Consider the following 24039-nt stretch of genomic DNA (forward strand, 5'->3'; position numbering starts at 1 on the left):
GCGCCCGCTTCCGCGGCCTTACCCCGGCGCGACCGGGCCCGGTGCGGACCCCGGCCTCGACGGCGTCGCACCACGGGAAGACCGGAAGGGAGAGACGATGAACCTGCTGAAGCGGCTGTTCGGACGCGCCGATGCGGCACCGGCGGCGGAGGCGCCGGCGGACGAGCCGCTTCTCGTCAACGCCTACGCGACCGTGCGCGACCTGCCCGCGCTCGCCTTCAACCATGAGCTGAACGGCCGGCGGGACCTGTCCGACCCCGAATTGCAGCCGCATCTCGACGGGTTCATCGGCTACGTCATGGGGCGGGGCGACGGCCAGATGACCGCCCTGCGCTACCATCTCTGGCGCCACCTGCAGCGCGTCCGCAATCACGTCAGCTTCGCGGTCGCCGCGTCCGATCTGCCGCGCGTGGAGGCCTGGGCGCTCGCGGCGAACGCCGTCCTCTTCCTGCCCGACGGCTCCGTGCGCGCGCCCGACATGGCGCTCCTCCTATCGGCCGCGGGCGAGACGGATCCCGCGGCGCGTCTGCCCTATCCGCCCGACGCCGTCGCGCGCCGCGCGCGGACCCTGGAGCACCTGAAGGATCTGGACCCGAAGCCGCCGGCGGGCATGCCCCCCGCGCTCGGCGAGGCAGAGCTCGCGCCGCGAAGTCCCGCGGAGGTGCTCCGGCGGGCTCTGGCCCTGCTCTACATCGCCGCCTGGGGGCAGGCCTTCGGCGCCGGCACGGCGCTGATCGAGCCGGGACAGAGGGCGCTGAATCCCACCGGCTTCGCGGCCCTGTCGCCGGCCGAGCGGGCCCAGATCGAGGCGGCGGACCCGAAGGATGCCGCGGCGGCGTCCTGGCGCTACGAGGCCGCGAACACCCTCCTGTGGGCGCTCGGCGTGAGCGCGGCCCGGATCGACGACGGCGACGCCACGGCCGACGTGGACGCGCTCTGGCGGGCAGTCGCGCCGCTCGCGCAGGACGCGGGCGCGACCGATGCCGCGCGCCTGCGGCCGTCCGGCGATATCCTGGAGGCGCTGGACCGCGCGTGGCGGGAGCACTGGGTCGTCCGGCAGGCGCGGCAGAAGGGAGCAGCCCCCGCGGGGCTCAACGGCGACGTCGTGGCGGAGCGTCACGTCGCGCTGAACTGGCTGACCGGCTTCCAGAACGACCGCGGCACGCCGTGGGACGCGATCGACACGCCGACGTGACCGCGCCTCGGCTCAGCGAAGACCCTCGAAGTAGTCGAAGAACACGCGGTCCGGGTCGTGCTTGTCGCGCAGCGCGCACAGCGTCTGCCATTTCTCGGGCGTGAACGCCTGGGCGACGATCTCGGGCTGCTCGACCGTGTTGGTCTCGCCGATGTAGTAGCCGATGTTGAGCGGCTTCAGCGCGGTGATCACCGCCTGATGCCACGCGGCGTTGGCCTGATCGTCGTCCGCCTCGTGCCACATGGTCCAGGGACCGCCATAGACCTTCGAGGTGATGGAGCGGGCCATGTTCCGCTGCGGCCCCGGGACGTCGGGGCCGCAGAAGATCGTCGACAGGAACACCGAGGTCGCCGAAGGCGCGCTCCGCCACAGGGGCAGGATGGCCGCCATCACCGCGCCGGGACTGTGATTGGAGTAAGTGGCCTCGACCCGGGATCGCACGCCCTCCGGGAAGAGCGCGCCGGACGCGTCGAACAGCTGCTCGAAGTCGAGCGGCGTCACCCGCGCGGTCGACAGGGGCTCGACCGGTGCGTCATCCAGCGGCGCCAGCGCGCGCCGCGCCGCCTCCGGGGTGTCCTCGAAGGCGGTGGCGGTGACCATGCAGACCCAGCCGTTCTGGGCCGCCGCCGCCTCGGCCAGGGCGGGCGGCGCCTTCACGAGGAACTGGGTCAGCTCGACGCTCGGCGCGATCGTCGGCGCCGCCTCGCCGAGCCACGTGCCGACGGCCGGCGCGTCCTCGAGGCGATAGAAGTACTCGCTGCCGTGGATGGCCTTCGGCAGCGCGTGGAGCTTGAGAAAATACTTCGTGACGATCCCGAAGAAGCCCGGGCCGGCGCCGCGCGCGGCCCAGAAGAAGTCCGGGTTCTCGGTCTCGCTGGCCCGGATCAATTCGCCCTGGGCGGTGACGAGCTCGATCGCCTCGAGGCTCTCGGTCCCGTAGCCCCAGACCGTGGGATTCCAGGCCATGCCGCCGCCGAGGAAGTAGCCGCTCGCCTTGACCTGAGGGCAGTGGCCGGTCGGGAAGGCGAGCCCGTGGGCGTTGAGCGCCTTCTGGATGTCGCGATTGCTGAGAATGGGCTGGATGATGGCCCGGCGCTGCGCGACGTCGATCGCCAGGATCTTGTCGAGGCTCCCGAGGTCGATCAGGATCCCGCCGTTGCGCAGGGTCGGCTGGCACCAATTGTGGCCGCCGCCGCGGACGACGACCTTGAGGCCGTGCGCGCGGGCGAACTTCACGGTGGCGACGATGTCGTCCTCGTCGGCCGCCTTGACGATCATCTGCGGCGCCCGGTCGGGGATCAGCCTGTTCCACAGGTTCCCGTGAAGGGCGTCCCGGAACTGCGGGTCGCCCGCGGCGATGACCGGGCCCTTGCAGGCCGTCCTCAGGGTCTCAGCATTCATGACTGGGCACTGCGCGGGCGGGGAGGCCCGCCCGGGCAACGCGGCCGGAGCGGGCGGAGCAGGGCGGCCGATCGTTCGATCCGGCCCTCAGTAGGGGACGCGGTCCGCCTTCTGGGCGTACTTCTTCCAGACCTCGACGGCCTCCTCGCGCATGATCTGCTGGGTCGGGATGGAGCGCTCCGCGACGTCCTTCTTGAGTTCGGCGTAGATCATGCTGTCGTCGAAGCCGCCGTATTCCAGCGCGTCCTCGACCTGCGCGGCGTAGTAGACGTTCTTGACGCCGGCCCAGTAGGCGGCCGCCATGCACATCGGGCAGGGTTCGGCGCTGGTGTAGAGCGTCGCGTTCCGGAGCTTGAAGCTGCCCTGCGCCTTGCAGGCCTTCCGGATGGCCTCGATCTCGCCGTGCCAGGTCGGGTCGTTCTCGGCGACGACGCGGTTGGCGCCCTCGGCGATGATCTCGCCGTCCTGGACGATCACGCAGCCGAACACGCCGCCGGCGCTGTCGACCAGCGACGTCTTCTCCGACAGGGCGATCGCCCGGGCCATGAACTTTTCGTGGTTATCAGACATTGGAACCTCTGTCGTCGCGAAACTGGTCGGTTGGTCGAGACTATGAACCGCGGAAACTTATTAATCGAGAGGCGGTCCCGATTGTTGTGTCGAACCGCACTAGACTTCGCACGGCGTGCTTAACAACTCGGGATCGGCTGCCGACACTGGCTTCGGGTTGAAAGACGCCGCCGCGCGGTTCGGCCGAGCGGTGTTGGCCGCGACGGGCACGCGGCCGCCATCGATCTGCGCGGGCAGGATCGGCGACGGGGCATCGCGCGGATCGGAACGTCCCGCTGAAACCGTGCGTCCCACGAAGCGCATATTCGTCAGCCAATAACGAGCGGCTACGATTGGTCTGTCGATAGGATAGACAGGGCCGACGGAGCCGCGTCAACGCTGCCGGGCAATCGTTCGCGATGGAATTGTAAATATCCGGGAATGCAATAGATCGACCGTGAATAGCCGATCAATGTTGCCGGCACACCGATCTGCGCAGCACATCCGGCGCGTTGCGGTCGTGGTGGCGGCCCCTGATCGCGGCGGCGGCGGCCCGACTGAGACGGACGGACAAGAAAAAATCCGTCCCGTCACGGCCGACCGCTCCGGCCACGGGCCCCCGCGATCCGGGTCGGCCCGTTCGGGAATCATGGGCGCCGCGGAACGATTTTCCAGTCACTGGCGCCGGGCGACGATCCCGGGGCGCGGCCCCGTCCAGGGCGGCGCGGGATCCGGGTGTGCCGGCGCCGGCACGGACCGCAGGCCATCCCGGAAGCCGGCGATCAGGCGGCCGGACGCTCCGCGAGGACGTCGCGGATCGCGCCCCTGACGTGCCCGAGGGCGTCCTTCTCGTCCGAGCCGCCGGTCACGGTGGCCTCGAGGGTCCGGCACGCCGCCGCGAGCCGCGTGTAGCCGAGGCTTCCCGCCATGGCGATCAGGGCGTGCGCCTCCTGGGCGATCGCCGGGCGCAGGGTTCCGGGCGGGAACGCCGCCTCGAGGCGCGCCCGCAGGTCGCCGGTCAGGCGCGCGACCTCGGCCGCGCCGATCGCGTCGCGGAGGCGCTGGACCCGCGCCGCGTCGCGGACGGGTTCAGGATCGCGGGCCGGGGACGCGGCCGGAGCCGCGGCGAGGCCGGCCGCGGCGGCGGACAGCCCGGCCGGCGTGAGGCTGACCGCGAGCCCGCCGTCGGCCGGCACGCAGGCGGCCAGATCCTGCTCCGTCAGGGCCAGGATCGCCGCCATGGCGGCGCTGCGGACCAGGCCGGCCGCGAGGATCGGGGCCGGCGCTTCGGCGGCCGACAGGGGCAGGCTGCGGCCGCCGACGTGGAGCCAGCTGAGCAGCCGGCAGGCCGGATCGTCCGAATCCCGAACCGCGGCGGCGAGCCCCGCGCGGCGCTCGGCGAAGGCGCGGCAGGTCTGCGCCAGCGCCGTCCAGGCGGCCGGATCGTCGACCCGGAACGTCGCGTCGCAGGTGTGGCCGAGACGTCCGGTCAGATCGACGGTGGGGAGCAGGTGCCCAGGGCTTCCCGGCGGCAGAGCCCGGCTCTGCGCGAGACCCTCCGCCGCGCCGATCAGGATCAGATCGGCCTCTGCCACCGGGCTGAGGCGGAAGGCGTGCCCCACCGCGGCGGCCGCCTCGGCGCCGAGGTCCGGGTACAGGGCGGCGCGCGGGCGCCCCGGGAGGCCCCGCCGCCGCCACAGGGCCTCGGCCGGCGCCTCGTCGGCGACGGTGGCCGGCGGCAGGTCCGGCGCGCCGTCCGCCGGCACGTGCGGTGCCGCGTCGGGCGCGCGCAGGCGGTCGAGCGTCGCGTACAGCAGGTCGGGCTCGATCGGCTTGACCAGGATCGCGTCGAACAGCGCGTCGGCGCCCCGGCGCGACGCGAGGCCGTGCCGGTCGGCCGTGATCCCGACGAGGCGGACGCGCCCCTGCGCGCCGACGATCTCGCGCATCAGCCGCGCGAGGGCGTACCCGTCCATCTCGGGCAGGTGGTAGTCGATCAGCACGACGGCGTGGCGGCGCTCGCTCAGGAGCCGCAGGCCCAGGAACCCGTCGGCCGCGCAGTCGAACGCGTCGCCGCGCGCCGCCAGCAGGGCGCCGATCAGGTCGCGCGAGCCGGGATCGTCCTCGACCAGCAGGATACGGTCGGTCATGGAATCCTCACGGGCGGGCCCCGGTCCGGGCGACCGGGCCGCGGAGCGCCTCGGGCGGCAGGTCGGCGCCGCTCGCCTCGGCCTGGATGGAGGGCGGTGCGCCGATCGAGGCCTGCCGCAGCGCGGCCGGACCCGCGTCCTGGAGCCCGCGCCCGCCGTCCGGCGCCTCGGCGACGCCCAGGTAGCGCCGGCCCGACGGCAGGCCGGTCGCGGCGACCGGGGCCCGCGCGACCGGGGCGGGATCCCGCGCCGCGGCCGGCACCCGGGCGGCGGTGCGGGGCCGCGCCGCCGCGGGGGCGCGCCGCGTCGCCGACGGGCCCGCGACGGGCGTTCCCGCGTGGCGCGGCACGAGCGTGATCTGAGTGATCGCGGCGGCCATCGCCTCGAGGCTGATGTCGTCGCGGCAGAGCCGGATCCGCAGGGAGACCGGGCCGGGCCGCCCGGAGGCCGGGTCGAGATCGGGGGCCGCGGCGATCCACTGCCAGGCGTAGAGGCAGCGGGCGCCCCCCGCCGTCCGGCCGACCGCGAGGCCGTAGGGCCCGTAGGCGTTGGCGGCGGGTCGGGTCACGACCTGCATCGCCGTCGCGGGGAAGGCCGCGGCGAGCTCGGCGCGGATGCCGGCCTCGGTCGGCCGGCCGCCGGCGGGGCTCGCGTCCCCGGACGCGCCGCCGCGGGGCATGCGCAGCAGGATGCCGTTCTCGCCCCCCGCGCCGCGGGGCGCGGCGCTCAGCGACACGGCCTGCTCGAGGGCGTCGGCGCCGTCGTGCTCCCGCAGCCGCACCGGCCGGCCGGCCCAGTCCGGCAGGACGACCATCGGCGTGGCGGGACGGTCGGCCGAGGCCGGCGGCCGCCCGTCCGCGATCGCGTCCAGGCTGGCGTAGCGCGGGGTGCCGGCGACGGAGCGCGCCTCGTCCCGGGCCGTGCAGGCGCCGAGGAGGAGGGCGGTCAGCGCCAGGACGCGGAAGGGGCGGACAGGGAACGTCACGGCGTCGTCTCTCGCACGGTCTGGTTACGCATCGCTTGCCGCGCGCCGAGCGCGCCGGTGGTCGCCGGCACGTCCCGGTCCGCCGGGCCGCCCGGCTCCGCGCCGGACCGCGCGGCCTGCTCGTCGGCCCAGAGGGTCCCCCGCGGTGCCGGGCTCTCGGCGGCGCTCGGCTGGCTCGCCTGCTCGCCGCCGTTCCAGGCCGGCAGGAGCGCGAAGCCGTAGCGCTCGTAGGGCATCGGCCCGACGCCCGGCACGCGGCGGGCGACCGTGGGCGCGCGGCCGCGCGGACGGGCCGACCAGCGCGCCTCGGGAACCGGGCTGCCGGTCGGCGCGGCGCGCAGGTCGTTCTCCATGACCACCGCCACCGGGAAGTCGCTGCGCCGGATCGCCGGCGCCGCCGGCGTCCGGTCGGCGGCGATCTCGTCGGGCGGCGGCACGCGCCCGCGCGCGGCCGCGCCGGTCGCGGCGGCGAGTTCGAGGTAGCCGGGGCTCGCCGCGGGCTCGGCCCTGGCGGTCCGGGCCTGCGGCGCCTCGCAGGGCATCGGCCGGGCCGCGGCGGCCTGGAACAGCAGGTCGACCACCCGCGGGAACAGCCCGTCGTAGCGGTTCACGACCTCGAGGAAGGTGCGCTCCTGGCGCGTCCGGCGCAGCGACAGGGCGTAGCCGTAGACCGTCGCCTCCTTGGGATACCAAGCCACGGCGCGCCGGAACCAGCCCAGGGCCGTGTCGAACTGGCAGCGGTTGTAGGCGTACCAGCCGAGCGCCTGCGCGCCCTCGCCCGAGGCCGTCGCCAGGGTGACCTCGGCGTAGCGCCTGAGCCGCTCCGGCTCGATCGCGGGCGGGTCCGCCCGGGTCAGATCCGTCTCCAGCAGGTCGATGAACAGGAGGCTGTTGTTCACGAGCGGCGCCCGCCACGCGTAGGCGACGTCCTCCGCGTCGCGCTGCCGGCCGAGGAGGCGGAGGGTGTGGGCGAGACCGTGCGCCACCATGGCGTCGCCGCCCCGCGCGACGGCGCGCTTGAACCACGCGAGGGCCGTCGGCAGGTCGCGCCGCTTGAACGCCAGCCACGCGACGAGCGCCGCCTGATCGGGATCGGGCGCGGCCTCCGCGTAGGCCTCGAACGCCGCGAGGTCGGGGGCCGAGACCGCTTGGCCGGCCTCGTCGTGGAGCACGGCGCCGATGCGGCCGCGGATCAGGTCGACGCGGATCGCGTCGCGGTCCCGGGCCTCGCCGAGGGCGGCCAGCCGGTCGACATCGGCCATCGGCAGGATCTGCATCGCCCGCAGCAGGCTGACCCGCCGCTCCTCGGGCCCGAACCGGCCGCCGGCGAGCGCGCCGCTGAGCAGGTCGTAGGCCTTCTCGGCCCGCTCGGTCCGGCCGTAGGCCTCGGCGACGGCCCAGACCACCTCGGCGTCGGCCGCGGCGATGTCGGTGGGGCGGCCGGCGGCGAGGGTCGCGAGGTCGGGCCAGCGGCCGGCCTTGGCGAGGGACAGGCAGGACTCGCGCAGGGCGCGCGCCGACAGGGCTGCCTGCAGCGCCGGGGAGGGTGTCCAGCCCGGCTCGGCCCGGGCGCGGGCGGCGAGCGCGGCGGCGAGATCCGCGTCGCGGCCGGCGCCGAGCAGGTCCCAGAGCCCGTCCTCGTCCTCGCCGCCGGCGCGCGCGGTCCAGAGATCGGCCGGCGGCTGCCAGCCGGGATGGCGCCGCCGCAGCCGCTCCGTCTCGGCCTCCACCCGCGCGCGCTGGTGCTGGCTCGCGTAGTAGCGCAGGGCGGTCTCGTCCGGCCTTGCGGCGGCCTCGGTGGCGGACGCGGCGGCGGGCTCGGCGGCGGACGCCGGTGCACTTGCCGCCGGTGCGATGGCCAGCAGGGCGGCGAGGATCAGCGCGGTGCGCATGCCGGGTACCGCGCGTTCAGGGCCGCCAGGGCCAGCAGCTGCAGGGTGACGGGGTAGTAGTTCTCGCTCTCGGCGCGGACGCGCGTCAGGGCCGCCGGGAACGGCGTCCCGCGGCTCGCGCAGGCGGCCAGCGCCGGGATGGCGGCGTAGCCGGTCTCGGTCAGCCGCGCGGACACCCGTCCGGTCCCGGTCTCCACCAGGGCGAGCCCGGCCTCGGGCTTCTGCCACAGGCCGAGGAACGGCGCGTAGAGGTCCGGCTCGGTGACGCCCGCCATCGCGAGGTAGAGCGGGATGCGCAGCGCGTTGTAGCCGAACTCGGCCGGGAACCCGTCGGCGGGCCGGGGCGCGGCCCCGGACAGCGAGATCCACTCCACCGGCAGCCGCTGCGCCCCGAACCGGGCGGCCGCGATCAGCCGGCGCCCGCTGCGGGCGAGCGCCCGCCAGTCGAACTCGGGCGCCAGCAGGCCGACCCGGTCGAGGGCCGGGAAGACCCAGTAGGAGAGGTTCACCACCGGGCCGTCCGCCCGCTCCTCGGCCGAGAACCCCGCCACCGCCGGCAGGATCAGCGGGCCCTGCGGCGCGCGCGGCAGGAGCAGCTTGCGCCCGAGCTCGACGGCGATCCGGCGGCCGGCGACCTGATGCTCGGGCTCGTGCCACGCCTCCGCGGCCTCGGTGAGCGCCCAGGCGACCAGCAGGTCGCCGTCCGAGGCGTCGTTCATGTCGGCCACGGCGGGGCGCTTGTCCGGCTCCCACCGCCACGCGATCAGTTGGTCGTCGCGGACCATCAGGTTCGCCCGGGTCCAGGTCCAGACGCGCTCGAAGGTCTCGCGGTCGCCCGCCGCCACGGCGAGCAGCATCCCGTAGCCCTGGCCCTCGCTGTGGCTGATGCCGCCGTTGGCGGTGTCGACCACGCGGCCCTGCTCGCTGACGAACCGGGCCTTGTAGGCCCGCCACGCCTCGGCGTTCCGGAGGGTCCCGGCGAGGGGCGGGGCGGAGGCCGACGCGGCGCGCGCCGGATACGCGGCCAGATGCGCGGCCAGGAGGGTCAGGACGCAGAGGGCGGCGAGGCCGCGCGGGAGGACGCTCAGGAGGACGCTCAGGAGGACGCTCAGAAGGACGCTCATTCCGGTCTCCGGCCGAGGTTGCGCACGAGCAGGTGAGTCGAGCCGGCGAGGCCGCCGGCCAGGAGCAGGCCGGCGAGGCCGAAGAGACCGGCGTGGAGCGAGAGCCAGCCCGCCGCGACGCGGCGGAGGTTGCCCGGGGCCGGCGCCAGGGTCGCCACGTAGCGGGGCTCGGCCGCCGCCTCGACCGCCACGCCGCCGTCGACGGACGAGAGCGCGGCGAGGCGCCCCGCGGGCCGCGCCCAGACCCGCGGATGGACGAGGCAGGCCATCGCCTCGCGCAGGCCCGCCGCGGTCGGCGCCGTCACCAGGGTGATCAGGTCGTCCGGGGCGGGCCCGGTCACGCCCTGGGCCAGGAGGGCGGCGGCGTCCGTCAGGACGGGGGCGGACGGCCGCGCGCCGGGCCGCGTCGCGGCCTCGGCCACGGCGTCGGGCGCGGGATGGGCCAGGGCGCTGCAGGCGGCGAGGCCGTCGGTCCGCAGCACGCGCCGCCGCAGCGCCGGCCCGCTCTCGCGCGCCGGCACGGCGTCCCGCCCGGCCCAGGCGTCGAACACGGCCCGGGGATCGAGGCCGGCGGCGGCCAGCACGGTGCCGTCGAGGGCCGGGGCGGGCGAGACCACCACGGTCGGCCCGGTGATCCCGGCCCGGCCGGCCGCGAACGCGAAGGGCAGCACCCGCCCGGCGGCGAGGCCCAGGCGCGCCGCGAGGGTCGCCGCCGCCGCCATCGTGTCCCGATCGGGATTGGGGACCACGAGGGTCGGGCGCCGGCCGGCCGTCGCGTACGGGAAGGCGTCGGCGACGGTCTCGGCGAGCTCGGGCTGGCGCCCGATCCGCGCGAGCGGCGGGAGGGTCAGGCGGCTGGTGGCGGCCAGGAACAGCCGCTCGGTCGGCGCCGCCGCGTCGTCCGGGCAGGCCCGGTCGTCCCCGCGCGGCAGCTCCGCGCGGATCGCGATCCGGTTCTGGCCGGGCCGGAGCAGCCGCAGCGGGAGGACCACCGCGCGCCGGGTCATCGCCTCGCCGCCCGGCCGGCCCAGCGGCGTGCTCGCCGCGTTGGCACCGTTGATCGCCACGACGATCTGGGCGCCGGGGGCGAGGCCGGCCGGATAGGCCGCGTCGAGGTCGAGGATCAGCTTGTCGTAATCGGCCGGCATGAAATCGTGCGGCAGCGCGAGGTCGAAGGCGATCCGGTGGGTGCGCGCGGCGACGTGGGCGTCCGGGATGCCGAGATCCGCGAAGGTCAGGGTCTCGCCCCCGGAGACCGGGCGCCCGCCCGCGTCCGCCAGGGCCCGGCGGCCCTGCGGCGTCCCGGGCCGGTCGGCGCGCGCGATCTCCTCGAGCTGCCCCAGGGCCGCGGTCACGTCCGCCTCCTCCGGCCCGGTGACGACCAGGACCGGGCGACGCTCCGCGCCCCGCGGCAGGAGGGCGAGGCGCGGCCCGGTCACGGGGCCGAGCGGCGCCAGATCCAGGCTCGCGGCCAGCTCGGAGACGCGCCCGACCGCGAGCGCCAGCCCGTCGCCGGCCTCGACGGAAGGCGCGAACTCGGCCGCGGGCTGCCGGAAGGCCCCGAGGAGGACCGCGGCCTGCAGGGCGGCGAGCGCCCGCTCGACGGCGCGCGGGCTCAGCTTCCCGCCGGTCTGGAGCAGGCGGACCGGCACCGCACCGTCGGGGCCACCGCCGATCGCCGCCAGATCGGCCGGCGCCTGCGGGCCGTCCGTGACCGCGAGGAGGCCGGTCGTCTCGGGGTCGATCTGCGTCCACAGCTCGTAGGTCGCCGGCACCGCGCAGTCGACGCGGTGACGCTGCGCCACCGCGATATCGATGCGGTTGAAGCCCCGGGACAGCGTCCCCGCGGGCAGGTCGAAGGCGAGGCTGCGGAGCCCGCGGCTGCCGTCGATCGCGCCGCTGCCCAGGGCGGCGCCGTTGACGCTGAGCGTCAGCCGCGCGGTGTCGGGCAGGATCGAGACCGCGGCCATGTAGCCGACCTGGAAGCGCCCGCCCGCCCGCGCCTCGGCCTCGGTGGCGTAGAACGCGAAGGTCAGGCGGCCATTCTCGCCCCAGAGCCGCATCGGTGCGGCGATCGACGGCAGCCGCCGGAGGGTCGGACCGCGCTCGGCGACGACCGGATCCGCCGCGCCGGCCGCGGGCGGCGGCGGCGCGACGGGCGCGGCGACCGCCGCCCGCTCGGGCGACGGCAGCGTCAGGACCGGGGCCGCCCCGACCCCCGAGAAGGTCTGGGCCCGGGCGCCCGCGGCGCCGGCCAGGAGGCCGCCCGCGGCGCAGGTCAGGAGGCCGGCCGCGAGGACCGGGCGAAGGCCGTGGCGCATCGGGACCTCAGGCGGCGGAGCGGATGGCGGCGGGATCGGCGGGCGCGCGGACGAGCGCGCGGAAGTCGGGGCCGCGGACGATGTCGGCGGCGCGGGCCGGCTCGGGACGCTCGGCGCCGGCGAGGGCGAAGATCCCCGCGAGCCAGGCGGCCGGGTCGAGACGCGGCTCGGCGGCCTCCGTGCCGGGCGTCGCGGCGGGGGCCTCGGCCGCGGCGAGCCTGGCGACCGCCTGCCGCCAGACCGCTTCCGTGAGCGGGATCGCGACGGAGACGTCCGGCTCGGCCGCCCGGAGCGGGACCGCCACTGGCAGGGGCGCGGGTACGGGCGCGGGTACGGGCGCGGGTACGGGCGTGGGCACGGGCTGGGCCGGTGCCGGCTCGGCGGTCGCCGGTGCGGCGACCGGAGCGGCGACCGGGGCGGCGACCGGGGCGGCGACCGCGACGGGAGCCGGTCCCGCCGGGACGACGGCCGCGGCGGCCTGCTCGACGACGAGCACGTCGGCGACGGGCAGGGGGATCGACGCCGCCCGCCGGATCTCCGCCGGGGCCGCCGGCGCCGGGGCGATCGCGGCCGGGACCTCCGGAGCGGTCGCGGGGGCGCCGCCGCGGTCCCGGAGCGCGTAGGTGACGGCCCGGACCGGCTCGGTGAAGCCCCAGATCAGGAAGCGGAGGCTTCCGGAGAGCAGGTCCTTCGGCCGGCGCCGGCCCGACAGGAACGCCTGCAGGGCGGAGACGTCGCCGTACATCAGCTCGGCGAGCCCGCGGAACAGCGGCGCGCCGGCTCCCGCGGAGGTGACATCCCAGGCGACGTCCCAGGTGTCGCCCGACAGGCCGACGCGCGGGCGGAAGGCGAGGACCGCGTCGGACCCCTCGGCGAGGACGATCCGGCCCGGGCTGCCGGCCTCGGCCGCGGCCGGCCAGGTCGACCCGTCGCAGCGGCGCAGGCGGCAGCCCTCGGCGGAGGCGCGCTCCACCATCACCTCGAACACCGCGCCGCCGACCGACGCGACGGCGCGCCGGTTCACCGGCAGGCTGTGGCTGCGCTCGGTCTGACGGCGCTCGGCCACGACGCCGAGGGCCGCGCCCGCGATGACGAGGTTGAACAGGCACCAGAGCCCGACGACGAGCATCAGGCTGGTGACGCCCGGCTCGTAGAGGTAGCGCCACGCGGCCGTCGCGCAGCCCGCCGCCAGCGCCCCGAAGATCGCGAAGAACGGCCACGCCAGCCCTGACAGGTGGTCGCGGTCGAGCCCGAGACCCTTGTTGGTGACGGTGAAGCTCGGCTTGCGGGGCGACAGCACCACCGAGACGATGGAGCGGGCGAGGTAGACCCCCTGCACGTACTCGTAGAGTTCGGAGACCCACGGCCAGCGCACGTGCCCGTAGAGGTAGTTCTGCATCATCATGTTGGCGACCACGTAGGTCGCCGTGTAGACCAGCGCCTCGTCGATCGAGGAGACGAAGATCTTCACGTCGAAGAAGATGTGCAGCAGCGGCGCCAGCATGAAGATCAGGCGCGGCAGCGGGAAGAACCAGAAGGTCATGCTCGACAGGTAGCAGAGCCTCTGGATCGGCTTCAGGCCGCGCTTGAACAGCGGATTCTTCAGGAGCATGATCTGGAACATGCCCTGGCACCAGCGCGCCCGCTGGCCGATGAAGTCGGCGAAGGTCTCGGGCTGGAGGCCGGCGATCAGCGGCCGGTCGACGTAGGCGCTGGTCCAGCCGCGGGCGTGCAGCTCGAAGGCGGTCTCGCAATCCTCCGTGATGGTGACGCCCGAGAACCCGCCCACCGCGTCGAGGGCGCTCCGCCGCAGCAGCGCCGCCGAGCCGCAGAAGAACGAACCGTTCCACTTGTCGAGGCCGGCCTGCGTGACCCCGTAGAACATCTCGTTCTCGGACGGCATCCGGGTGAAGGTCCGCAGGTTCCGCTCGATCGGGTCCGGGTTGATGAAGACGTGCGGGGTCTGCACCAGGAACAGCTTCGGGTCCCGGGCGAACAGGCCCACGGTCTCCTGCAGGAACGGCCGGAACGGCGCGTGGTCGGCGTCGAGTACCAGCACGAGGTCGGCGCGGGCCTGGGTCAGCCCGTTGTTGAGGTTGCCGGCCTTGGCGTGCGCGTTGCGCGCCCGGGTCAGGTAGCGGACGCCCAGCGCCGCGCAGAGCGCCTGCAGATCGGCGCGGCGGGCCCGCGCCGCGCCGGCCCTGGCGGGGTCCGGGTCGTCGCATTTCTGGTCCGTGCCGCCGTCGTCCAGCAGCCAGACGGTGGCCCGGCCGGCCGGGTAGTCGAGGTTGCGCGCCGCCGCCAGCGTGAGGCCCAGGATCTCGGCGGATTCGTTGTAGGACGGGATGAAGATGTCGACGGTGGGAAGGTCCGCCTCGGGCAGCGCCGGCGCGGCGCCGCGGGCCAGCGGCGCGACGTTGATGATCAGGCTGACCGTGAGGATCAGCACGCAGTAGAGTTCCGCGAGGGCCAGCACGACGCCGAGCCCGAAGCTGACGGGATCGTCGAGGGTCGGCAGCGTGCCGGTCACCCGCCAGTAGACGTAGCGGATGACCACGGCCGTGCCGAGCGCCAGGAAGGCCATCCGGGCGAGGCCCCGGCGGGGGAACAGCAGCCAGAGCGCGAGCATCCCGGCCCCGGCGGCGGCGCAGAGCACGCCCTGGGCGGTCAGGCCCACCGGCTGCGTCAGGAAGCCGAGGGCGAGGGCGGCGCAGAGCGCCCAGGTCGCCCACAGCAGGCCCATCAGGAGGCGCGGGCGCGCCACCGGGACGGCCGGGATTGTGCCCGGGATGGCGGCCGGGAGGGCCTGGGCGTGCGCCGGGCCGTCGAGGGGCGTCGCGCGGGCCATCAGAAGCCCGTCCGCAGGTCGAGGGCGGTGTAGAGGCCGCCCTTGCGCACGTGGTCGTGGACGTAGCCGGCCGAGAGGCCGAGTTGCACCGCGCCGAGCTGCATCCCGCTCAGATGCGCGCCGACCCGCCACTGCCGGTAGTAGTCGTCCCCGAGGGCGGCGAATTCCGGCCCGACATAGCCGCCCGCCAGCGCCGCGATGCCGAAGCGGACGCGGCCGTAATAGGCGTTGAACGCGGTGCTGTAGGTGCCGGTCGCGTGGAACATCGTGAAGGCGGTCGGCCGGGCGTAGTAGTCGAGCGCCGTCTTCAGCCCGACGCCCGTGCGGGCCACCGTCTCGGTCAGCCCGGACTGCGCGACCTCGTCGCGGCGCACGGCCAGGCCCACGAAGCCGCTGAGCACGCTGTCCGGGCCGACGAGGGCGTAGCCGGCCATCGCGGCGAGGTCGGCCTGCTGGCCGACGGCGCGTGGGGCGCCGGGGCTCTCGGCGCGGTACGATCCGATCAGCCCGTCGACCCGGACGCGGACGCCGCTGGTGAGCAGGTCGCCCGCGGGAGCGGCCGTCACGGTGGCGCTGGCGAACTGCGACCCCTGCGACGCGATCGCCGCCGAGGTGTCGACGGCGACGATCCAGGCATCCGGGCCGGCCGGTGTCTCGGCTCCGGTGTACCAGTCGGCGGCCCGGGCCGCGGGGCATCCCGCCGCGGCCAGGGCCGCGGCGCACCCGATGAGGCTGCGATGCATGTCGATACGCTACGTGACTTGCAGGACACCGACAGGATCCGGCCTCTATCCCTAACCGGTCCTTTCCGGGTCGCGGACAATACAGAGCAAATAAGGACTAGGCCGCTATTACTGGATCTATTGGAAGTCCATCCAGTAGAGTCCGGGAGCTTTCGTCGGGGCCGGGCAGCACTCGCAGGCATTCCTCCGCGGCCCGGCGATGCCCACAGGCTGTGGACGGAAGGGCCGTGCCTAGGTCGTCCGGCCTAGTCCGGCGGCGAGGATCCGCGGCCCGGCGGCCGCCGCGGCCGCGCGGTTGGCGACGCCGAGGGTGCGCAGGAGGGCGGCGACGTGCACCTTCACGGTGCCCTCGCCGAGATCGAGCCCCCGGGCGATCTCCTTGTTGGAGCGTCCGGCCACGATGAGCTCCAGCACCTCCCGCTGCCGGCGGGTCAGCGACACCTCGCCGACCGGCGGCGCGGCCGCGCTGGGCGGCGGGTCCGCCATGAAGGGCGGCACGTAGATCGCGCCGTCGAGGATCGCCGAGACCGCCCGCAGGACCTCCGCGGTCCCGAGGGTCTTGGGCACGTAGCCGTGGCTGCCGGCGGCCAGCGCCGTCAGCACGTCGGCCCGGGCGGTGGAGGCCGAGACGATCGCGGCCTTGACCGCCGGGTAGCATTCCCGCACCGCCGCCACGGAGCCCGCGCCGGCCATGCCGGGCATCTGCAGGTCGAACAGCGCCAGGGCCGTCTCGGGCGTCCCCGAGAGGGCGGCCAGCGCCTCGTCCAGGCTCGCCGTCTCGATCACTCTTGCGAAGCCGAGCTGCCGGGACAGCAGCGAGGCCATGGCGAGGCGGAAGAACTCGTCGTCGTCGGCCAGGATCGCGACGCGGCCCTCGGCGCCCCCGCCGGGTCTGGTGAGCGTCATCACCGCGCTCCCGAGGCGGTCCGGAGGGACGCGGGACCGCCGGAGAGCAGCGTCCGGGTCTCCGCGACGGCCGCGACGGCGAGGTCGCGGGCGCGGGCGAGCAGGGCGTCGAAAGTCACGTCGTCGCCGGCCTGTTCCAGGGCCGCGCAGGCCCGGCTGAGCGGCATGAAGCCGAGGAGGCCGCTCGCGGCCGCGAGGGCGTGCGCCTCGGCGCGCAGCGTCGCGCGCCCGGCCGCCGTGCCGGCGGATCCGGGATCCTGCGCCGCGAACGCCTCGCGGGCGCGGGTCTGGAACTGCCCGAGGAGCCGCGCCAGCGTGTCCGGGGCGATCAGCGCCATGTTGTCCGCGTAGCGGGCGCGGTCGAGGGTCGGCTCGTCCTCCTGGGCCGCATCGGCGGGCTCGCCGAGCCAGCGCGCCACGGCGGCGCAGAGTTCCTGGGGCTCGAACGGCTTGCCGAAATGGTCGTCCATCCCGGCCGCGCGGAACGCCTGCACCTGATCCGGCAGGACGTTGGCGCTCATCGCCACGACGGTCACCCGCGCGGCCGAGCCCGGCAGGCAGCGGATCAGCCGCGTCGCCATCATGCCGTCGAGGCGCGGCATCTGGACGTCCATCAGCACGAGGTCGTAGGGCGCCGCCTCGACGGCGCGGACCGCCCCGATGCCGTCGGCCGCGACGTCGACGACGTGGCCGGCGGCCGTGAGCACGGTGCAGGCCAGCTCGCGGTTGATCTCCACGTCCTCCACCAGGAGGATGCGCCCGGTGCGTCCGCGCCGCGCCGGTGCGGACCGGACGGGGGCCGCGGCGGCGGGCGCCCGCGGCAGGGTCAGGGCGAACCAGAAGGTCGAGCCGCGCCCCGCCGCGGAGACGAGACCTATCGCGCCGCCCATCAGCTCGACCAGCCGGCGGCTGATCGCGAGGCCCAGGCCGGTGCCGCCATACGCGCGGCGGATGGAGCTGTCGGCCTGCGAGAAGCGGTGGAACAGCCGCTCCTGGCGGTCCGGCGCGATCCCGATCCCGGTATCGGTCACGCTGAAGCGGATCGTGTCGCCGCGCGGACCGGCCTCCTCGTGGAACAGGTCGACAGTCACCCGGCCCTGCGGCGTGAACTTCACGGCGTTGTTGAGGAGGTTCAGCAGGATCTGCCGCAGCCGCCCGGGGTCGCACACCACGCGGTCCGGCACCGCGGCGTCGATCTGGGCGACCAGATCGAGGCCCTTGGCGCGGGCCGGCGCCTCGACGATGCCGAGGCAGGCATCGACGAGGGGGCGCAGCGCGACCGGTTCCGGGTCGAGGTTGATCGCCCCGGCCTCGACGGACGAGAAGTCCAGGATGTCGTCCACGACGGTGCGGAGGTTCGCCCCCGCGGTCGCGGCGAGTTCCGCGTAGCGCCGGAGATCGCCGTCGAGCCGGCCGGATTCGGCCAGCAGGCCCGCGAAGCCGATCACCGCGTTGAGCGGCGTGCGGATCTCGTGGCTCATCGCCGAGAGGAACTCGGTCTTGGCCGCGTCGGCGCGCTCGGCCTCGGCGCGGGCCGCCTCGGCCGCCGCCTTGGCGGCGATCAGCGCCCGCTCGCCGTCCTTCCGGGCGGTGATGTCGAGGGTCAGGCCGACGATCCGCGCCGCGACGCCGTCGCGGTCGCGATGGGGGCGCCCGATCGCCTGGATCCAGCGGCAGCCGCCGCCCGCGTCCGGCACCCGGAACGCGACGTCGAAGGTCCTGCGCTCGGCCGCGGCCGCCCGCACCGCCCGCAGGGTCGCGGCGCGATCCGCGGGGACGACCCGCCGCAGCCCCTCGGCGACGTTCACCACCGCCGGACGGTCCCCCGAGAAGCCGAGGCGGCGCGCGCTGTCGGGCGACAGGATCAGGTCGCGCGTCGCGAGGTCGAGGTCGAACAGGCCCGCGCCCGCCGCCTCCTGGGCCAGGCGCAGGAGCTCGCCCTTCTCCACCAGGGCTTCCCGGGCGCTGACGATCTCGTCGATGTCGAGGGCGGAGCCGAGCCAGCCGATCAGGTCGCCGCCCATGTGCAGGGGCCGGACCACGAACTGGTGCCAGCGGAAGCGGCCGGCCCGGTCGGCGACCCGGCCCTGGATCTCGCTCGACCGGCCCTGCACGCGGGCCTTGGCGTAGGCCCCGGCGATCCGGTCGGCGTCCTCGGGGTGGAACCGGTCCGTGCGGGCCGCGCGGGTGGTGGGGATCGGGCCGCAATAGGCCTCGAAGGCCTGGTTGACGTAGATCGTCTCGCCCGTGTCGGCCCGCTCCATCCAGACGAGCTGCGGCAGCGTGTCGACGAGGGCGCGGTAATGGTCGCGGCTCGTGCGCAGGTTCGCGTAGGTCTGCTCCGGCTCCGAGGCCGCGCGGACCGTGACGACGCGATCCGCCGTGCCGGCGATCGCGCGCACGACCAGCACCGTCGCGACCCAGCCCGTATCGCCGCCGCGCATCCGCACGAGCGCCGTGTCGGACTGGCCCGCGCCCGAGGTGTCCGCGAGGGCGCCGGCATCCTCCGGGTGGAGGGCGTCGCGCAGCGGATGCCCGACCAGGGCTTCGGCGCCGGCACCGAGGATCGACGGCCCCCCCGCGGACGCGAAGGTCACCCGACCCGCGCCGTCGAGGCGCAGGATCAGCCCGGACGCGGCGTCGACGATCTGGCGCAGGGCCTCGGTGTCCGGACCGGGGGCACCGGGACGGGCGGGCTGGGCAAGGGACAGGTCTGCGCTCATCGGCTCCGACACGGGCGGGCGCGGAACTGTGCGCGCGGGCGCAGTGTCGTGGCAGAAGGTTAACCGGCTCTTTACCTTAATCGAGAATGTATTTGTCTCTATTAGGTCAGTGTGGGTGTCTATAGTCGAGATGAAATCGTCCTGTCCGCGAGGGCGCCATGCGTGAGGCCGGCGACCGGCGCGCGGCGCCCCGATTTCCGGTCACGCTCTCGGCCCGGGTCCGGGACGCGGCGCGCAGCTATCGGGCGGCGATCCTCGACGTCAGCGCGGGCGGCCTGCTCATGGCGATGCCCGACGCGTTCGCGGCCGCGCCCGGAACGGTGCTGGTGATCGACGCGGCGATCCTCGGGACCGTGCGCGCCCGCGTCGTGACGACCAGCGCGCGCGGGGTCCATGTTCAGGTCGACGCGGACGCGGAGGCCTACAGCCTCGCCCTGCAGCGGGTCTCGCGGATCGCGCGATCCTGGTAGCGCCGGGCTCAGGTGTTGAAGTCGAGCAGCCGGGAACTGGTGACATCGGTGTTGCGGGCGCCGTCGCTGCCGTAGCCGATGGTCCGGCTCTGCGTCCGCTGCATCTGCTGGATGAAGGAGGCCAGCGTCTCGCTGGGGCTGAGACGCGCGTCGCTGGAGGCCGCCGGATCCTGGGGGGCGCCGGCGGTTCCGGTGGATGCGGAACTTGCCGGTTGCGCGGCCGCCGCGTCCGCCGGTCCGGCGGCCGCTCCGGCCTCGGGCGCGGTGAGCAACTGGCGGAGCACGCCGCCCTGGTCGCCGGTGATCCGGCCGGCGGTGATCTGGTTGTCGATGAGGGCGTCGATGCGGTCCCGGATCCGGGCCGGATCGAGAGCCGGCGCCGCGGAGGTTGTCGCGGCGCTGCTCGACGTCGCCCGGGCCGCGTCGGCCGCCGCGACGCCGGTCACCGGTTCGGGGTGCGGGGTGCTGCCGTCGAGAACGCGCTGCGTCAGGGACGTGCTGAGCCCGGCGGGCGGTCCTGACACGGCATTCATCGCGGCACGCACACACCCCAGAGGCTCTACGACAGCCCCCGGGTATGATCGGTTAGTGTTAAGGCCGCCTTACGGGGCGCCGGCCCGTCCAGCCGATGCCGTCTGGTAAAGGCTGTCGGGCCGGGCTCTCGGCGGCGCGCGCCGGGAAACGAACGTGTCCGGCCCGCCTCTTTTTGTTGTCGCTCCGTCCCAGCGTGGCGGGAGCCGGGCCGGGTTGGCGCCGAAAAATTCCCGCGTCCCAGGCGCCACGCACGTAAGATAAATATCGTCCAAGCCTTTCCGCTAAAAAGACGAGCGCCGTAGAGAACCTATTGTATTTACAATTAATATATTGGCTTTCCGCGATGAGGTCTTGACTTCGGTCGGGAGTTGCCCGTTGATGCAGGCTTGCAGAACAGTTCCGCACATCAGGTGCTGGACGCTGGGTGCAAGATCAATTTTCGGTTGTTTCACCTCGCGTTTCGCGGAGCGGCAGGTCCCTGTGAATCTGTCGCCGTCTCGGTGTCTTGGCCCACGAACCCGCCGTCCGGTTCGCCGGAGGTGGCGCCGGTCGGGACCGTCCCGGACCCGCCGGGCGGTGACCGGACGCGGCGCCGAGGGCCGTCCGCCTCTCCACACGAGCGCGCGGGTGCAGGCAGCCGTGCAACGGAAGCGCGTCGGGTCATGAGCGGTGCCACAACGTCCGTCAGCATCGTGACGCAGACGACCATCCGGCCGGAGAGCGCGGACGCCTTCGCCCGCTGGCAGACCGACACCAGTGCCGTCGTCGCGGCCTTCCCCGGCTTCATCGAGCAGCAGCTGATCCCGCCGCGCCCGCCGCTGCAGGTGGACTGGGTGATCGTGCAGCGGTTCCACAGCCTCGAGCAGGCCAAGACCTGGCTGGCCTCCCCCGAGCGGCAGGTCCGCATCCAGGGCACCACGCCGATGCTCGTCGGTCGCGACGACGTCCACATCGTCAAGGACGACGCCAGCGCGGCCCGGACCTCGCCGGTCAGCGCGGTGATCAGCACCCGCGTGAAGCCCGGCATGGAGGCCGCCTACCTCCGCTGGGAGCAGAAGATCGCGGCCGCGCAGTCGCGGGCGCCCGGCATGCAGGGCTACCGGTTCGAGCCGGCCGTGCCGGGGGTGCAGGAGGACTACGTCGCGATCCTGCGCTTCGACAGCGAGGCGAACCTGCGCACCTGGATGGACTCGCCGGAGCGGCAGGCCCTGGTCGCCGAGGCGGCGCCGATGACGGCGGAATTCCACACGCGGACGGTGCAGAGCGGCTTCGAGCAGTGGTTCCGCAACGTCGCGCCGCCCGGCGGGGCGGCGCCCGCGGCGTGGAAGATGAACATGATCGTCGTGCTGACGCTCTACCCGACCGTGTTCCTGTGGGGCGTCCTGGTCGGCACGCCGATCCTCGCCGGGATGCTGAAGGTGGATTTCCCGGTCGCCCTGTTCATCGGCAACGTGTTCAGCGTGCTGCTCACCTCGCAGATGGTGCCCTGGGCAGCCAAGCGGCTGGGCTGGTGGCTGACGCCGGATCCGGCGCGGCGGACGCGGGTCAACCTGCAGGGCGCCGCGCTGCTGATCGCCGCCTACGCGCTCATGATCCTCGCGTTCTGGAAGCTGTTTTGACCGGCGTCGCGCCGGGGCGGTCGCGGTCCGCGCGGCGCCGTTCAGGGGACGGGTCAGGGGAAGGGCGCGCGATGCTCCGGTCGGTGTCCTGGATGAGCCCGCTCTCGGCGGCGGGGCTGCTGATCCTGGCCTGCGGGACCGGGCTGGCCGGTCCGGCCCGCGCCGAGCCCGCGTCCGCTCCGGCTACAATCCCCGCCGCGGCCCCGGCCAGTGCGGGGGGGCCAGACGGGACGCCCGTCCCGGCAACGGCGGCCCGCGCGCGGCGCCAGGAGGCCGGCGTTCCCGTCGCGGCCGCCACCGTGATGGCGGCGCCGCCGCCGTCCTTCTTCAACTTCTCCGACACTGTGGTGAGCTACCGCTTCCAGGGGCCGTCCGCGGAGCCCGGACTCCGGGTCCAGCGTCCCGACGGCCAGTTCGTCGGGCGCGAGGTCCCCAAGAACGTCATCAACCTGTTCCACGCCAATTCGTGGGCCTACGGGACGAACCTGCTCTCCCTCGACATCCTCCGATCCGGATCCCAGGACCCGGCGGGCAACCAGGTCCGCAGGTTCGAGGGCGTCGGCGCCACCGAGTTCTACCTGATCTACCGGGGCGTCCTGAGCCTCAACAAAGTCTTCGACACGCAGGCCCTCGCCATTCCCGGCTTCGTGAAGGATGTCGGCCTGTCGTTAGGAGCCGATGTCAACACCAAGGACACGACCTTCGATTCCGAGAAGCGCGCCGGCACCTTCGGGTTGAGCTTCGCCTTCGATGTGCCGGCCGGGTTCGTGAACCTGAAGGTCCAGGGCTACAAGGAATTCTCCCGCAACGGCCTGGCGGGGAACGGCCCCGTACCGGGCAATTCCGGGCGCGATGCCGTGCCGGGCTTCGACTACTCCCACTTCCGCAGCGTCGAGTTCAAGATGACGCCGGAATTCGAGATCACCTACACGATCCCGCTGCCGTTCACCGGGCTGCCGCTGTCGCTGGCCGGCTTCAACACCATCGTCCTGCCCAAGGGCCGCTACGGCACGATCAACCAGTACGACACGCAGCTGGAATTCGTCTCGCAGACCAACCTCGTGCTCGATGTCGGGCAGCTGCTGGCCAACTCGCCCAACCGGGTCGAGGTCTTCGCCGGCTTCCAGTACTGGCACAACAAGTTCGGCGGCGACCCGCGACGCACCCTCAACACCGAGGAGAAGGCGCTGATCGCCGGGGTGGCCTACCACCTGAAATGAGCCGGCCGTCCACGGCGTGCTTCGATCCGCGCGGCGTCAGCAATCCAGGGTGGTGTCCCGCTCCCACTGGGTGAGGTGCTGGCAGAAGGCGTTCCACTCCTCGTTCTTCAGCTTGAGATAGCTCGGCACGAAGGGGCCCAGGGCCTCGCCGAGAATCGCGCTGCCCGACAGGGCGCGCAGGGCGTCCAGCATGTTGAGCGGCAGCCGCTTCAGGCCCTCGACCGTGTGGCCGTCGGTGTACATGTTGATGTCGAGGCGCGGGCCTGGATCCCGGTGGTTGCGGATCCCGTCGAGCCCGGCCGCCAGGATCGCCGCCTGGAGCAGGTACGGGTTGACGGCCCCGTCGGCGAGGCGGAACTCGAACCGTCCCGGCCCGGGGATGCGGATCATGTGCGTGCGGTTGTTGCCCGAGTAGGTCACCGTGTTGGGCGCCCAGGTCGCCCCCGAATTGGTCCGGGGCGCGTTGATCCGCTTGTAGGAATTGACGCAGGGGTTGGTGATCGCCGCCAGCGCGTCGGCCGAGTGGATCAGGCCGCCGATGAAGTGGTAGCCCGTCGGCGACAGGCCGATCGGGTCGGACGGGTCCGCGAAGACGTTCCGCCCGTCCCGCCAGAGGGAGACGTGGGCGTGGCAGCCCGAGCCGGTCAGGTCGGCGAACGGCTTGGGCATGAAGGTCGCGCGCAGGCCGTGCTTCTCGGCGATCGAGCGGGTCATGTACTTGAAGAAGGCGTGGCGATCGGCGGTGACGAGGGCGTCGTCGTAGTCCCAGTTCATCTCGAACTGGCCGTTCGCGTCCTCGTGGTCGTTCTGGTAGGGCTTCCAGCCCAGGGCGAGCATCGCGTCGCAGATCTCGCTGATCACGTCGTAGCGCCGCATCAGCGCCGACTGGTCGTAGCAGGGCTTCGTCTGCCGGTCGGACATGTCGGCGGGCTCGGCGCCGTCGGCGGTGATCAGGAAGAACTCGCACTCGACGCCGGTCTTCATCGCGAGGCCGAGATCCGCCGCCTCGGCGATCAGGCGCTTGAGCAGGTTGCGGGGCGCCTGCTCGACCGGACGGCCGTCCATGGCGAGATCGGCCGGCAGCCAGCCGACCTCGGGGCGCCAGGGCAGCTGGATCAGCGCGTCCGCGTCGGGGATCGCGAGGAGGTCGGAATCGGCCGGGCTCATGTCGAGCCAGGTGGCGAAGCCCGCGAACCCGGCGCCGCTGCGGCAGGTGCTGGCGATCGCCGCGGCCGGGACGAGCTTGGCGCGCTGGGTCCCGAACAGGTCGGTGTACGAGACGAGGAAATACTTGATGCCGCGCTCCTTGGCGGCGGTCTCGAGATCGAGCGACATCGCATGCACCCTCACTAGGGCCGA

The 24039-nt window shown here is 74.2% G+C and carries 17 protein-coding genes; 4 read left to right on the forward strand and 13 right to left on the reverse strand.

The genetic code is table 11. From position 1 onward, the window contains the following. Nucleotides 1-97: 97 nt before the first annotated feature. Complete coding sequence (locus tag LOK46_RS25805) at nucleotides 98-1195, forward strand: DUF4272 domain-containing protein (protein ID WP_273561190.1); 1098 nt, start codon at nucleotides 98-100, stop codon at nucleotides 1193-1195. 12 nt (nucleotides 1196-1207) lie between these two features. On the opposite strand, the gene LOK46_RS25810 is transcribed toward LOK46_RS25805, so the two are convergent. From LOK46_RS25810 to LOK46_RS25860, 11 genes are all read right to left on the reverse strand, one after another. Next, a complete protein-coding gene (locus LOK46_RS25810) occupies nucleotides 1208-2596 on the reverse strand; it encodes an FAD-binding oxidoreductase (RefSeq protein ID WP_273561191.1) in 1389 nt (462 codons plus the stop codon). 87 nt (nucleotides 2597-2683) lie between these two features. Next, on the reverse strand, nucleotides 2684-3166 hold the full coding sequence (locus LOK46_RS25815) for a nucleoside deaminase (protein WP_076728275.1): 483 nt from the start codon (nucleotides 3164-3166) through the stop codon (nucleotides 2684-2686). A 761-nt stretch (nucleotides 3167-3927) separates the two neighbouring features. Then, nucleotides 3928-5295, reverse strand: a complete 1368-nt coding sequence (locus LOK46_RS25820; RefSeq protein WP_273561192.1) for a response regulator — start codon at nucleotides 5293-5295, stop codon at nucleotides 3928-3930. A gap of 7 nt (nucleotides 5296-5302) precedes the next feature. After that, nucleotides 5303-6280 (reverse strand): cellulose biosynthesis protein BcsN, encoded by a 978-nt coding sequence (gene bcsN, locus LOK46_RS25825; protein WP_273561193.1) that lies wholly within the window; start codon nucleotides 6278-6280, stop codon nucleotides 5303-5305. Further along, nucleotides 6277-8172, reverse strand: coding sequence for a hypothetical protein (locus LOK46_RS25830; protein WP_273561194.1), 1896 nt, complete (start codon nucleotides 8170-8172; stop codon nucleotides 6277-6279). Before LOK46_RS25830 ends, bcsN begins: the two co-directional genes overlap by 4 nt. Beyond that, the gene (locus LOK46_RS25835; protein WP_273561195.1) at nucleotides 8157-9296 is read right to left on the reverse strand and encodes a glycosyl hydrolase family 8; all 1140 of its coding nucleotides are present in this window, start codon (nucleotides 9294-9296) and stop codon (nucleotides 8157-8159) included. The genes LOK46_RS25830 and LOK46_RS25835 overlap by 16 nt, the downstream gene beginning before the upstream one ends. Then, complete coding sequence (locus LOK46_RS25840; RefSeq protein WP_273561196.1) at nucleotides 9293-11617, reverse strand: cellulose biosynthesis cyclic di-GMP-binding regulatory protein BcsB; 2325 nt, start codon at nucleotides 11615-11617, stop codon at nucleotides 9293-9295. The genes LOK46_RS25835 and LOK46_RS25840 overlap by 4 nt, the downstream gene beginning before the upstream one ends. 7 nt (nucleotides 11618-11624) lie before the next feature. After that, complete coding sequence (gene bcsA, locus LOK46_RS25845; protein ID WP_443192847.1) at nucleotides 11625-14465, reverse strand: UDP-forming cellulose synthase catalytic subunit; 2841 nt, start codon at nucleotides 14463-14465, stop codon at nucleotides 11625-11627. Beyond that, nucleotides 14465-15208 carry a cellulose biosynthesis protein BcsS gene (gene bcsS / locus LOK46_RS25850; protein ID WP_273561197.1) on the reverse strand — a complete coding sequence of 248 codons (744 nt, stop codon included), beginning with the start codon at nucleotides 15206-15208 and terminating at the stop codon, nucleotides 14465-14467. Before bcsS ends, bcsA begins: the two co-directional genes overlap by 1 nt. Nucleotides 15209-15439: 231 nt before the next feature. Further along, complete coding sequence (locus LOK46_RS25855; protein ID WP_273561198.1) at nucleotides 15440-16114, reverse strand: LuxR C-terminal-related transcriptional regulator; 675 nt, start codon at nucleotides 16112-16114, stop codon at nucleotides 15440-15442. Beyond that, nucleotides 16114-18837, reverse strand: coding sequence for an ATP-binding protein (locus LOK46_RS25860; protein WP_273561199.1), 2724 nt, complete (start codon nucleotides 18835-18837; stop codon nucleotides 16114-16116). Before LOK46_RS25860 ends, LOK46_RS25855 begins: the two co-directional genes overlap by 1 nt. A gap of 158 nt (nucleotides 18838-18995) precedes the next feature. On the opposite strand from LOK46_RS25860, the gene LOK46_RS25865 reads away from it, so the two are divergent. Further along, nucleotides 18996-19307: a PilZ domain-containing protein gene (locus LOK46_RS25865; protein ID WP_273561200.1), complete on the forward strand. Its 312-nt coding sequence runs from the start codon at nucleotides 18996-18998 to the stop codon at nucleotides 19305-19307. A gap of 8 nt (nucleotides 19308-19315) precedes the next feature. Here LOK46_RS25865 and LOK46_RS25870 read toward each other — a convergent pair whose 3' ends face one another. Further along, on the reverse strand, nucleotides 19316-19831 hold the full coding sequence (locus LOK46_RS25870; protein WP_273561201.1) for a hypothetical protein: 516 nt from the start codon (nucleotides 19829-19831) through the stop codon (nucleotides 19316-19318). Between the two features lie 672 nt (nucleotides 19832-20503). Here LOK46_RS25870 and LOK46_RS25875 point away from each other — a divergent pair. Continuing rightward, nucleotides 20504-21460, forward strand: coding sequence for an antibiotic biosynthesis monooxygenase (locus tag LOK46_RS25875; protein WP_273561202.1), 957 nt, complete (start codon nucleotides 20504-20506; stop codon nucleotides 21458-21460). 71 nt (nucleotides 21461-21531) lie between these two features. After that, the gene (locus tag LOK46_RS25880; RefSeq protein WP_273561203.1) at nucleotides 21532-22680 is read left to right on the forward strand and encodes a hypothetical protein; all 1149 of its coding nucleotides are present in this window, start codon (nucleotides 21532-21534) and stop codon (nucleotides 22678-22680) included. A gap of 36 nt (nucleotides 22681-22716) precedes the next feature. Here LOK46_RS25880 and glnT read toward each other — a convergent pair whose 3' ends face one another. After that, the gene (gene glnT / locus LOK46_RS25885) at nucleotides 22717-24015 is read right to left on the reverse strand and encodes a type III glutamate--ammonia ligase (protein ID WP_273561204.1); all 1299 of its coding nucleotides are present in this window, start codon (nucleotides 24013-24015) and stop codon (nucleotides 22717-22719) included. Nucleotides 24016-24039 lie beyond the last annotated feature (24 nt).

Origin of the sequence: Methylobacterium sp. NMS14P (genome assembly GCF_028583545.1) — a bacterium.
Taxonomy (GTDB): Bacteria; Pseudomonadota; Alphaproteobacteria; order Rhizobiales; family Beijerinckiaceae; genus Methylobacterium.